At 67.8% G+C, this 11,269-nt stretch carries 15 protein-coding genes; 12 read left to right on the forward strand and 3 right to left on the reverse strand.

Going from position 1 to position 11,269, the window contains the following annotated elements:
- On the forward strand, positions 1-861 hold an 861-nt coding region (locus H0U68_RS14765), incomplete at its 5' end, for a tripartite tricarboxylate transporter substrate-binding protein (protein WP_296356870.1).
- 8 nt (positions 862-869) lie between these two features.
- A complete protein-coding gene (locus H0U68_RS14770) occupies positions 870-1,775 on the forward strand; it encodes a tripartite tricarboxylate transporter substrate-binding protein (RefSeq protein ID WP_296356872.1) in 906 nt (301 codons plus the stop codon).
- Between the two features lie 19 nt (positions 1,776-1,794).
- On the opposite strand, the gene smpB is transcribed toward H0U68_RS14770, so the two are convergent.
- On the reverse strand, positions 1,795-2,268 hold the full coding sequence (smpB, locus tag H0U68_RS14775) for an SsrA-binding protein SmpB (RefSeq protein WP_296356874.1): 474 nt from the start codon (positions 2,266-2,268) through the stop codon (positions 1,795-1,797).
- Between the two features lie 60 nt (positions 2,269-2,328).
- Between smpB and H0U68_RS14780 the strand changes: the two genes are divergently transcribed.
- Together H0U68_RS14780 and H0U68_RS14785 are read left to right on the forward strand one after the other, a co-directional pair.
- Positions 2,329-2,778 carry a type II toxin-antitoxin system RatA family toxin gene (locus H0U68_RS14780; RefSeq protein ID WP_296356876.1) on the forward strand — a complete coding sequence of 150 codons (450 nt, stop codon included), beginning with the start codon at positions 2,329-2,331 and terminating at the stop codon, positions 2,776-2,778.
- Between the two features lie 4 nt (positions 2,779-2,782).
- Entirely contained in the window at positions 2,783-3,112 is a 330-nt protein-coding gene (locus tag H0U68_RS14785) for an RnfH family protein (protein ID WP_296356877.1), read from the forward strand.
- Between the two features lie 12 nt (positions 3,113-3,124).
- On the opposite strand, the gene H0U68_RS14790 is transcribed toward H0U68_RS14785, so the two are convergent.
- On the reverse strand, positions 3,125-3,655 hold the full coding sequence (locus H0U68_RS14790) for a DUF4124 domain-containing protein (protein WP_296356879.1): 531 nt from the start codon (positions 3,653-3,655) through the stop codon (positions 3,125-3,127).
- A gap of 100 nt (positions 3,656-3,755) precedes the next feature.
- On the opposite strand from H0U68_RS14790, the gene guaB reads away from it, so the two are divergent.
- The 4 genes from guaB to guaA all read left to right on the forward strand — a co-directional run bounded on the left by guaB (position 3,756) and on the right by guaA (position 7,612).
- Positions 3,756-5,225: an IMP dehydrogenase gene (gene guaB / locus H0U68_RS14795; RefSeq protein ID WP_296356880.1), complete on the forward strand. Its 1,470-nt coding sequence runs from the start codon at positions 3,756-3,758 to the stop codon at positions 5,223-5,225.
- 83 nt (positions 5,226-5,308) lie between these two features.
- The gene (locus H0U68_RS14800) at positions 5,309-5,578 is read left to right on the forward strand and encodes a type II toxin-antitoxin system prevent-host-death family antitoxin (RefSeq protein ID WP_296356882.1); all 270 of its coding nucleotides are present in this window, start codon (positions 5,309-5,311) and stop codon (positions 5,576-5,578) included.
- Positions 5,575-5,997 carry a type II toxin-antitoxin system VapC family toxin gene (locus tag H0U68_RS14805; RefSeq protein WP_296356883.1) on the forward strand — a complete coding sequence of 141 codons (423 nt, stop codon included), beginning with the start codon at positions 5,575-5,577 and terminating at the stop codon, positions 5,995-5,997. Before H0U68_RS14800 ends, H0U68_RS14805 begins: the two co-directional genes overlap by 4 nt.
- Before the next feature lies 1 nt (position 5,998).
- Entirely contained in the window at positions 5,999-7,612 is a 1,614-nt protein-coding gene (gene guaA / locus H0U68_RS14810) for a glutamine-hydrolyzing GMP synthase (RefSeq protein ID WP_296356885.1), read from the forward strand.
- Between the two features lie 7 nt (positions 7,613-7,619).
- Here the strand turns inward: guaA and H0U68_RS14815 are convergent, their stop codons facing one another.
- Positions 7,620-8,099, reverse strand: a complete 480-nt coding sequence (locus H0U68_RS14815; protein WP_296356886.1) for an Lrp/AsnC family transcriptional regulator — start codon at positions 8,097-8,099, stop codon at positions 7,620-7,622.
- A 94-nt stretch (positions 8,100-8,193) separates the two neighbouring features.
- Here H0U68_RS14815 and H0U68_RS14820 point away from each other — a divergent pair, with 94 nt between their 5' ends.
- The 4 genes from H0U68_RS14820 to H0U68_RS14835 all read left to right on the forward strand — a co-directional run bounded on the left by H0U68_RS14820 (position 8,194) and on the right by H0U68_RS14835 (position 11,228).
- Positions 8,194-9,183 (forward strand): pyridoxal-phosphate dependent enzyme, encoded by a 990-nt coding sequence (locus tag H0U68_RS14820; RefSeq protein WP_296356888.1) that lies wholly within the window; start codon positions 8,194-8,196, stop codon positions 9,181-9,183.
- 97 nt (positions 9,184-9,280) lie between these two features.
- Entirely contained in the window at positions 9,281-10,291 is a 1,011-nt protein-coding gene (locus tag H0U68_RS14825) for a GAF domain-containing protein (protein ID WP_296356889.1), read from the forward strand.
- A gap of 49 nt (positions 10,292-10,340) precedes the next feature.
- Positions 10,341-10,973 carry an FMN-binding negative transcriptional regulator gene (locus tag H0U68_RS14830; protein ID WP_296356891.1) on the forward strand — a complete coding sequence of 211 codons (633 nt, stop codon included), beginning with the start codon at positions 10,341-10,343 and terminating at the stop codon, positions 10,971-10,973.
- 15 nt (positions 10,974-10,988) lie between these two features.
- A complete protein-coding gene (locus tag H0U68_RS14835) occupies positions 10,989-11,228 on the forward strand; it encodes a hypothetical protein (RefSeq protein ID WP_296356894.1) in 240 nt (79 codons plus the stop codon).
- Positions 11,229-11,269 lie beyond the last annotated feature (41 nt).

Consider the following 11,269-nt stretch of genomic DNA (forward strand, 5'->3'; position numbering starts at 1 on the left):
GTGCCGCTGCCGCCGGGCTCCGCCGCCGACGCAGTGCCGCGCGCCATCGCGCTGCGGCTGCAGGCCACGCTCGGCGTGCCCTGCGTCATCGACAACAAGCCCGGCGCCGCCGGCGCCATCGGTGCCGACGCCGTGGCCAAGGCGCCGCCGGACGGCTACACGCTGCTGAGCCACACCTCGGCCATCGTCATCCAGCCGCACCTGCGGCCGCCGCCGTTCGACGTGCTGCGCGACCTGGTGCCGGTGTCGCAGACCATCGCCGGGTCCTACGTGCTGGTGGTGCATCCGTCGTTTCCGGCGAGCAACCTGCGCGACTTCATCGCCACCGTGCGGCGCGCGCCGGGCAAATACAGCTACGGCAGCTACGGCAGCGGCTCGGGGCCGCACCTGGCGATGGAGCTGCTCAAGCGCGATGCCGGCCTGTTCATCCTGCACGTGCCGTTCCGCGGCGCCGCGCCGGCCCTGCAGGAACTGCTGGCCGGGCGGCTCGACATGGCGTTCGACACCACCTTTGCCGCCGTGCCGCACATCCGCGCCGGCCGCTTGAAGGCCATAGCGCTCGGCGGGCCGCGCCCGGTGGACGCTCTGCCCGGCGTGGGCACCGTGGCGCAGCTGTATCCCGGCTTCGACACCGACGGGTGGCAGGGCTTCTTCGCGCCGGCCGGCACGCCGGGGGAGATCGTGCACGCGTTGAGCCAGGGCATCGCCAAGGCAATGCGCGAGCCCGAGCTCGCGGGCACCATCACCGAGCTCGGTTTCCGCCCGGTGGGGAACACGCCGGAACAGTTCGCTGGCATCGTCCGCGCCGACCACGACAAGTGGGGCAGGGTGGTGCGCGAGCGGCGGATCCGGGCCGATTGAGAGGATTGGTGACACTGCCCCTGTTTCCGCCGCGTCCCGTCCGCTACGTCGTCCCGTTCCGCGCCGGCGGCCCGCCCGATGCCATTGCGCGCCTTGTGGCGGCCGAACTGTCGGTGCTGTGGGGGCAGCCGGTGACGGTGGACAACCGCCCGGGCGCCAATGGCAACGTGGGCAGCGAATTCGTCGTGCATTCGCCGCCCGACGGCTGCACGCTGCTGCAGGGAACCAGCGCCACCCACGGCTCCAACGCGGTGCTGTTCCCGATGCTGCCCTACGATCCGCAGAAGGACCTTGCGCCGGTGGTTCCGCTGATCGAAGGGCCGCTGTATCTCGCCGCCAACGAGAGCCAGCCGTTCCAGAAGATTGACGAGCTGCTGGCGCATGCGCGGGCGCACCCCGGCGAACTGCGGTTCGCCACCGCCGGCCCGGGTTCGCCGCATCACCTGGCCGGCGAACTGTTGCGGGTCATCACCGGCATCGACATCGCGCCGGTGCACTACGCCGGCGCCGCCCAGGCACTGCAAGCGCTGGTGCAAAGCGACGTCGAGATCTATTTCGGCTCCGATTTTTCCGCGCACCCCGAAGCCGCGAAAGTGCGGCTGCTGGGCGTGTCCACGCGCTGGCGCTGGCCGCTGGCCTCGCACATTCCCACGCTCGTGGAAAGCGGCATTCCGGATTTCGAGATCCACGGCTGGTTCGGCATCTTCGCGCCCACAGGCACGCCGGCCGACATCGTGTCGCGCGTCAACGCCGACGTGAACGACGTGCTGGCGCGGCCGCACGTGGTGCGTGACATCCAGGCCTTCGGCTACCGCGTGCTGGGCGGGTCGGCGCCGGATTTCGCCGCCAGGCTGCGGCGCGAGATGGCCTACTGGGCAGATCTGGTGAGGCGCAACAAGCTATCGCTGATCTGAAGCAATCCGGCGGCGCGGCCTACTTGTTGCGGTCTTTCATGGCGCGCTCGACTTCGCGCTTGCCTTCGCGGTCCTTGATGACGTGGCGCTTGTCGTGCGTGGCCTTGCCCTTGGCCAGCGCGATGTCGCACTTCACGTTGCGCGCCTTCCAGTGCAGGTTGATCGGCACCAGGGTGTAGCCCTTCTGTTCCACCTTGCCGATGAGACGCTTGATCTCGTCCTTGTGCATCAGCAGCTTCTTGGTGCGCGCCGCCTCGGGCTTGACGTGGGTGGACGCCGTGCCCAGCGGGTTGATCTGGCAGCCGATCAGGAAGAGCTCGCCGTCGCGGATCACCACATAGCCGTCGGTGAGCTGGACCTTGCCTTCGCGCAGTGCCTTCACTTCCCAGCCTTCCAGCACGATGCCCGCCTCGAACCTCTCCTCGAAGAAGTAGTTGAAGGCGGCTTTCTTGTTGTCGGCGATGCGGGCGGGAACGTCTTTCTTTTGCGTCATGGGCTGACAGGTGGGGCCGTGCTGCGCTCTCTACAATGCGGCGCGGGACCCGCATTCTCCATGAAAACCGTCCACAAATCCGTCCTCCTCTGGTACAGCGCCGAAGAGATGTTCGCGCTGGTCACGGACATCGCGCGCTATCCCGAGTTCCTGCCGTGGTGCGACCGCGCGCAGGTGCTGTCGGCCGCCGGCAATGAAATGCAGGCCCAGGTCGGCATCGCGCTGGGCGGGCTTCGCCAGAGCTTCACCACCCACAACACGCATGTGCCCGGCCGCCAGGTCGACCTGAAACTGGTGGACGGGCCGTTCTCGCAGTTGGAAGGCCAGTGGCGCTTCGTGCCGCTCGGCCAGGCCGGCGAGCGTGCCTGCCGGGTGGAGCTGGACCTGCGCTACGCCTTCAAGAGCACCACGCTGGCCGCGCTGGTGGGGCCCGTGTTCGACAAGATCGCCGGCAGCATGGTCGACGCCTTCGTCAAGCGCGCGGGCCAGGTGTACGGCGAAGGCGGCTAACCGCATGCGCGTGACCGTCGCCTATTCGCCCGCGCCGCGCGAGGTGCTGGAGTGGCAGCTGGAGCTGCCGGCGGGCGCCACGCTGCGCCAGGCCGTGCTGGCCAGCGGCCTGCCCAATGCCGTGCCCACCCTGGCACTGGAGCAGGCCGACGTCGGCGTATGGGGCCGCAAGGCCCGATGGGAGCAGCCGCTGCGCGACCTTGACCGGGTAGAGGTGTACCGGCCGCTGCGCGTGGACCCGAAAGTGGCGCGGCGCGAGCGGTTCCAGAAGCAGGGCGCGCGCGCCACGGGCCTGTTCGCGGGCCGCCGGCCGGGCGGCAAGCCGGGCTACTGAACCCGGTGCCTGTTACTGCGCCGCTGCCACGCAGTCGCGCGAAATGAGTTCTTCCAGCCGCTTGACCTCGCCGGCGCGCTGCTTGTCGTCCAGGAAGTAGCGCTCGCCCTTGTCGTCGGTCATGGCGATGCGCTGGCCGGAATCGAACGCGAGCTTGCCCTGCTTGGCGCGCTTGCAGTTCTCGGCGCGGGCCTGTGCGAACTTCTCTTCCTCGGCCTTTTTCTTCACGGCTTCGGCGGCCTCGGCCTGCTTGCGCTTGTCTTCTAGCTCCTTGTCCTTGCCGCTCAGCTTCGGGGCGCTGGCCGCGGCCTTGGCGACGACCGGAGCGGAAGCCGCGGCTGCTGCGGGATCGCCGGCCGGCATCGGCGGCGGGGCAACGCGCCCGCCGGGTTGCTTGAGGATGTTCTTGGACGGAACGTCAGGCGGCGGCGACTGGTCGCTGAAGACCTTGCGGCCATCTTTGTCGATCCATTGCCACTGCGCGGCCGCCAGGGCGGGCAGGGTGCACGCGGCGGCGAGCAGGAGCAGGCGAAACGCTTTCATGCTCGGCAGTTTAGCCTCCAGCCGTTGCAAGGGCTACCCGCTCATCTGTCGGGCAGTGCAATTCGTCGCACAGGTACAATCTTTTTTTTGGAGCTATCACATGCGCCTTCTTGGAAAAGCGCTCACCTTCGACGACGTGTTGCTGGTGCCGGCGTTCTCCCAGGTCCTGCCCAAGGACACCTCTCTCGCGACGCGCCTCTCCCGAAACATCACCCTGAACCTGCCGCTGGTGTCCGCCGCCATGGACACCGTGACCGAGGCGCGGCTGGCCATCGCCATCGCCCAGGAAGGCGGCATGGGCATCGTGCACAAGAACCTCACGCCCAAGCAGCAGGCCGCCGAAGTGGCGCGCGTGAAGCGCTATGAATCGGGCGTGCTGCGCGACCCCGTCATCATCACGCCCACGCACACCGTGCGGCAGGTGATCGACATGCAGGAGCAGCTGGGCATCTCCGGCTTTCCGGTGGTGGACGGCGGCAAGGTGGTGGGCATCGTCACCGGGCGCGACCTGCGCTTCGAGACGCGCTACGACGTGCCGGTGAGCCAGATCATGACGCCGCGCGAAAAGCTGATCACCGTGCGCGAAGGCACCAGCCCGGAAGAGGCCAAGGCGCTCTTGAACAAGCACAAGCTGGAACGCCTGCTGGTGATCGACGACGGCTTCACGCTCAAGGGCCTGATCACCGTCAAGGACATCACCAAGCAGACCAGCTTTCCCAACGCGGCGCGCGACCCCTCCGGGCGGCTGCGCGTGGGCGCCGCGGTTGGCGTAGGCGAGGGCACCGAGGAACGCGTCGAGGCGCTGGTGAGGGCGGGTGTCGACGCGATCGTGGTGGACACGGCACACGGCCACAGCAAGGGCGTGATCGAGCGGGTGCGCTGGGTCAAGCAGAACTACCCCCAGATCGACGTGATCGGCGGCAACATCGCCACCGGCGCCGCCGCGCGCGCGCTGGTGGAAGCCGGCGCCGACGCGGTGAAGGTGGGCATCGGCCCCGGCTCCATCTGCACCACCCGCATCGTCGCCGGCGTGGGCGTGCCGCAGATCACCGCCATCGACAACGTGGCCACGGCGCTGGACGGCACCGGCGTGCCGCTGATCGCCGACGGCGGCATCCGCTATTCGGGCGACATCGCCAAGGCCATCGCGGCTGGCGCGCACACGGTGATGATGGGCGGCATGTTCGCCGGCACCGAAGAGGCGCCGGGCGAGATCGTGCTGTACCAGGGCCGCAGCTACAAGAGCTACCGCGGCATGGGCTCCATCGGCGCCATGCAGCAAGGCAGCGCCGACCGCTACTTCCAGGAAGCCACCACCGGCAACCCCAACGCCGACAAGCTGGTGCCCGAAGGCATCGAAGGCCGTGTGCCGTACAAGGGCTCGATGGTGTCCATCGCCTTCCAGCTGGCCGGCGGCCTGCGCGCGGCAATGGGCTACTGCGGCTGCGGCGGCATCGAAGAGATGCGCAACAAGGCGCAGTTCGTGGAGATCACCTCGGCCGGCATGCGCGAAAGCCACGTGCACGACGTGCAGATCACCAAGGAAGCGCCGAACTACCGGGCGGATTGATCGGCGATCCTCCATTCTGGCCAGATTTGTAAAATTTGGCCCGTTCTTCTAGAATGGGCCAACTTTTTCAATTGGGCCAGAACATGCAGACAGTTCCGATCCACCAGGCAAAGGACCGCTTTTCCGCACTGCTGCAGGCGGTGGAGGAGGGCGAGGAAGTCGTCATCACCCGGCACGGAAAGAAGATCGCGCGGATCGTGCGCGAAACCGATGCGGCGCCCAGCGAGGCAGAGCGGGCGCGGTTGAGGCGCGACGCGCTGGAGCGCCTGGATGCGTTTCACGCCCGTATGACACCGGACGCCGAGTACAAGCCGGGCGACTGGAAGCAATATCGCGACGAGGGCCGTAAATGAAGCCTGTCGTGATTGACGCTTCGGCCGCGGCACCCTGGATCATCCCCGAGGAGCGCACGCCGGTATCCGACCAGCTGTTTGCCGACGTGATGGAAAGCAGCGGTGTGTTCCACGCCCCGGCGCTGTGGATCTGGGAAACCGCCAACATCCTGCTCGTTTCAGTGCGCCGGCGGCGCCTCGCAGCCGAGCTGCTTGACGCCGGGCTGGAGTTACTTGGCGCATGTCCCATCGAATTTGACAGCGTGCCCGATCCTCACCGGCGCGCTCAGGTCATGCGGCTGGCCAACACCCACGGCCTGACTATTTACGACGCTGCATACCTGGAACTGGCGTTACGCCTGAACAGCCAGCTGGCCTCCGCCGACCGACAGCTCGTCGCAGCCGCCAAGAGCTGCGGCATTCCTTGCCTGGACCTCTGACATGCAACACGACAAGATCCTCATCCTCGACTTCGGCTCCCAGGTCACGCAGCTGATCGCGCGGCGCGTGCGCGAGGCGAACGTGCTCTCGGAAGTGCACCCCTGCGACGTCACGGACGACTGGGTGCGCGCCTACGCGGCCGACGGCCGGCTCAAGGGCGTGATCCTTTCGGGCAGCCACGCCAGCATCTACGAAGAGAGCACCGACAAGGCGCCGCAGGCGGTGTTCGAACTGGGCGTGCCGGTGCTGGGCATCTGCTACGGCATGCAGGCCATGGCGCACCAGTTGGGCGGCAAGGTGGAAGGCGGCCACAAGCGCGAATTCGGTTTTGCGGCGGTGCGCGCGCGCGGCCACACCGAGCTGCTGCGCGACATCGCCGACTTCACCACGGACGAAGGCCACGGCATGCTGAACGTGTGGATGAGCCACGGCGATAAGGTGGTGGAAATGCCGCCCGGCTTCAAGCTGATGGCCTCCACCGACAGCTGCCCGATCGCGGCCATGGCCGACGAGGAACGCAAGTTCTATGCGATCCAGTTCCACGCCGAAGTCACGCACACAGTGCAGGGCCGCGCCATCCTCGAGCGCTTCGTGCGCGGCATCTGCAATGCCCAGCCCGACTGGGTGATGCGCGACCACGTCACGGAAGCTGTCGAGGCGATCCGCAAGCAGGTTGGCGACGAGGAAGTGATCCTGGGCCTGTCGGGCGGTGTCGATTCCTCGGTGGCCGCGGCGCTGATCCACCGCGCCATCGGCGACCAGCTGACCTGCGTGTTCGTCGACCATGGCCTGCTGCGCCTGAACGAGGGCGACATGGTGATGGAGATGTTCGCCGGCAAGCTGCACGCCAAGGTGATTCGCGTGGATGCGAGCGAGCTGTTTCTGGGGAAGCTGGCCGGCGTGAGCGACCCCGAGGCCAAGCGCAAGATCATCGGCGGCCTGTTCGTCGACGTGTTCAAGGCCGAGGCCGCGAAGATCAAGGAGAGCCATGCGCGCCACGTGGCGTGGCTGGCGCAGGGCACGATCTATCCGGACGTGATCGAGTCGGGCGGCGCCAAGAGCAAGAAGGCCGTGACGATCAAGAGCCACCACAACGTGGGCGGCCTGCCCGAGCAGCTGGGGCTGAAGCTGCTGGAGCCGCTGCGTGATTTGTTCAAGGACGAAGTGCGCGAGCTGGGTGTGGCCCTGGGCCTGCCGCCCGAAATGGTCTACCGCCACCCGTTCCCCGGCCCCGGCCTGGGCGTGCGAATCCTGGGCGAAGTGAAGAAGGAATACGCCGACCTGCTGCGCCGCGCCGACGACATCTTCATCCAGGAGCTGCGCGCTTTCCGCGACGCCGACACCGGCAAGAGCTGGTACGACCTGACCAGCCAGGCGTTTGCCGTGTTCCTGCCGGTGAAAAGCGTGGGCGTGATGGGCGATGGCCGCACGTACGACTATGTGGTGGCGCTGCGCGCCGTACAGACCAGTGACTTCATGACGGCGGATTGGGCGGAGCTGCCGTATGCGCTGCTGAAGAAGGTGTCCAGCCGGATCATCAACGAGGTGCGAGGGATCAATCGGGTGACGTATGACGTGAGCTCTAAGCCGCCGGCGACGATTGAGTGGGAGTGAGGCAGGTCTACGTCCGTTCGATCGGCAACCCCAACCCACTCTTCACCTCCCCCAGCACCACAAAACTAGAAAACTTCGCCACGTTGTCGTGCCCCAGCAGCGCATCGCGGGTGAATTGCTCATAGGCCCCCATGCTGGCCACGCGCACCACCAGGATGAAATCGGTGAGACCGGTGGTGTACCAGCACTGCTGCACCTCGGGCTTCGCGCGCATGTGGGCCTTGAAGGCGTCGATGTGCGCCAGTGACTCGCGCTCGATGTCCACGTGCACGATCACCGTCACCGGCAGGCCAACGCGCGCCGGATCGATCTGCGCGATCTCGGCCTGGATCACGCCGGTTTTGCGCATGCGCTTGATGCGGCGCTGCACCGCGGCGGCCGATAAGCCGACTCCCTCGCCGATGCTTTCTGCGGCGCGCTTCGTGTCGTGCTGGTAGCGCGCCAGGATGGCGCGGTCGAAATCGTCGAGGCTGTCGGCGGGTGGCATGTGGGCGATTGAATTGCGGTGCAATGCGGTTTTGCCGCACGAGCCTAGCCGAAAAAGCGGTTTTGGCGCGCACGGTTGACGGCAAACTGCAAGCATGACGAATCCGATCCCCGATCTTCCCCAAGGCGGTCACCGCCTGTCGCTCGCCAACATTGCCCGCAGCGCAGATGTCATTCCGCCTGAATTCCTCGACTCGCCGCAGTACGACTGCGAACCCCTCAGTGAAGCGCTCGGCTGCGCGCTAACCCTCAAGCTGGAGTTCACCAACCCCATTCGCAGCTTCAAGGGCCGCGGCGCCAGCTTCTTCCTCAGCGAGATGGTGCGGCGCGGCGACAAGCGCGCCATCGTCTGCGCCAGCGCCGGCAACTGGGGCCAGGCCATGGCCTATGCCTGCCGCGCGCAGGGCCTGCCGATCGTGGTCTACGCCTCGCTGCATGCCAACCCGCTGAAGGTGGCGCGCATGCGTGCGTTCGGCGCCGAGGTGCGCCAGGTCGGCGAGGATTTCGACGCCGCGAAAGATGCCGCCAAGGCGTATGCGCAGGAGATCGGCGGCTGGATGGTGGAAGACGGGCTGGACGCCGAGATCAGCGAAGGGCACGGCACCATCGCCATGGAACTGCTGGCGCGCGGCGATACGTTCGACGCCGTGTCGATTCCGCTCGGCAACGGCGCGATGCTGAACGGCATCGCCCGCTGGTTCAAGTCGGCGGCGCCGGCCACGCAGGTGCTCGGCGTTTCGGCCACCGGCGCCGACGCCATGGAGAAATCGTGGCGCGACGGCAAGCTGGTGCAGACCGATGCCGCGAACACGATTGCCGACGGCATTGCCGTGCGCGTTCCGATTCCGGAGGCGGTGCAGGACATGCGCGGCATCGTCGACGACGTGCTGCTGGTGGACGACACCCACATCGTCGAGGCCATGCGGCTGGTGTACCAGCATGCGGGCTTGCTGATCGAGCCGGCCGGCGCGGTGGGCGTGGCGGCGCTCGTCGCGCACCGCGCGCGGTTCGCCGGCAAGCGCGTGGCCACAGTGCTGTGCGGCAGCAACATCACCGAGCAGCAGATCGCGCAGTACCTGCGCTGATCCCCTGGCACAAGGCCTAAGCCTTCTAGGCAAAAGCCTTACGCGCCGCCGGTGCTGCACTTCTACATTGATCCGAACGATCAATGGAGCCACGAAGATGTTGAGCATTCCCTTCGCAGAACAGCAAGAACAGCGCATCGAAGTGCTCGGGCCGGACACCGTGCCGCCGGCGCTGCCGATGGCGGGCGACCAGCGCTTCGAGCGCATCACGCGCACCGCGATGCGGCTGCTGGAGATCCCCATCGCCTTCGTCACCACCTGGCAGGAAGAGTCGCACGTGCTGCGCTCGGTGCAGGGGCTGCCGATGACGCTCACCGGCCATGCGCTGGCGTTCTGCGACCCGCACATCCTGGACACGCAGCCGCTGCTGGTGCCGGACGCGTCGATCAATCCGCTGTTCTGGCACAACCCGTTGGTTACCGGCAGCTCGCAGGTGCGCTCCTTCCTCGGCGTGCCGCTGCAGCGCATGCCAGGCGTGCGCGGCGGCGCGCTGTGCGCCATGCACGTGGAAGCGCGCGCCTTCCGACAGAGCGACGTGCTCGCGCTGCAGGACCTGGCGCGGCTCGCGGAGACCGAGCTGCAGTTCGACGCGCTCGGCGTCGTGCACCGGCGCGTGGTGGCGCGGCTGGGCGAGATGGAGCGGCGCGGCCACTTCGACACCGTCACCGGCTGCTGGAGCGTGCGCAGCTTCCGCGAGCTGGTGGCGCGCGCGGTTGCCGACGCGCGTGCCGGCGGCACGTCGCTCGCGCTGTGCTACGTGCGGGTGAAGGATTTCAAGCAGCTCGTGTCCGGCAGCAAGTTGCGCCAGGACAGCCTGCGCCAGGCGGTGGCGTACGAGGTGCGGCGGCGCCTGCCGGACCGCGGCGCGCTGGGCAGCCTGGGCGGTGCCGACTTCTGCGCGCTGCTTCCTGGCGCCGATGCGGCGGCGGTGCAGGCGCACCTGGACACCTTCACCGTGCCGGAACTGCGCACCGAGGTGGGCGGCACGCAGATGCGCCTGCCGCTCGGCTTCGGCTGCGCCGCGCTGCACGATCCGGCCGGCCATGCCGGTTCGTCCTCCGGCGCCACCGAGATCTGGGCGCGCGCCCTGTCCAACCTGGAGCCGTGAGGCCGTCGCACCTGTCGGGCCGCCGCGATGCGGCGTGCACAATGGCGCCATGTACGTTCCACCCCGCTTCAAGTCGGAAGACCGCAGCGCCGCCGCGCGGCTGATGCGCGAGTACCCGTTTGCCAGCCTGATCTCCTGCGACGACGACGGCTTGCCGTACGTCACGCACCTGCCGCTGCTGCTGGAGGAGCGCGCGGGCGAGGCCGAGGGCCAGCCGCCAAGCTGGGTGCTGCTTGGCCACTGCGCCAAGCCCAATGCGCACTGGCGCCATCTGCAGGCGCGGCCCACCGCCGTGGCGGCCTTCCTCGGCCCGCACGCCTACATCTCGCCCGGCGTCTATCCGGACCTCGCGCGCGTGCCGAGCTGGAACTACCTGGCGGTGCATTGCACCGTGCAGGCACGGCTGGTGGAGGATGCCGAGGCGAAAGACGCGCTGCTGAAGAAGCTGATCGGCGCGCACGAGCCGCCTTACGCGCAGCAGTGGCGTGACTTGCCGGAGAACTACACGGACATGATGCTGAATGCCATCGTGGCCTTCGAGCTGGACGTGACCGCCTGGCAGTGCAAGCTCAAGATGAACCAGCACCAGCCCGAATCGCATGCGGCGCTGCGTGAGCGCTTCGCATCGGGCAGCGAGAACGAGCGGGCGCTGCTGCGCTGGCTGGACGAATCCAAGACCTGAACGAAGGAGACCGGGATGCGTGCAATCTTCGGAGCGCTGAGCCTGCTGATCGTGCTGGCCATCGTGGCCCTGCTGGCGAAAAAGCAGCTCACGTCTGCGGTGGCGCCGCCGGCGCTGTCCGCGCCCGCCGCCGCCGGCGAAGCGGGAAGTCCACCTGCCGCGCCGGCCACGCCCAAGGCGCAGGTGCAGCAGTTCAAGCAGGCGATCGATGCGGCGGCGGCACAGCCCCGCGCGCTGCCCGACGAAGCCAAGTAAGCCTGAGGCGATGGACGACGCGCACTGGATGGGCCTGGCCC

It is taken from the genome of Ramlibacter sp. (assembly GCF_013697775.1).
In the GTDB taxonomy this organism is placed as follows: Bacteria; Pseudomonadota; Gammaproteobacteria; order Burkholderiales; family Burkholderiaceae_C; genus Ramlibacter.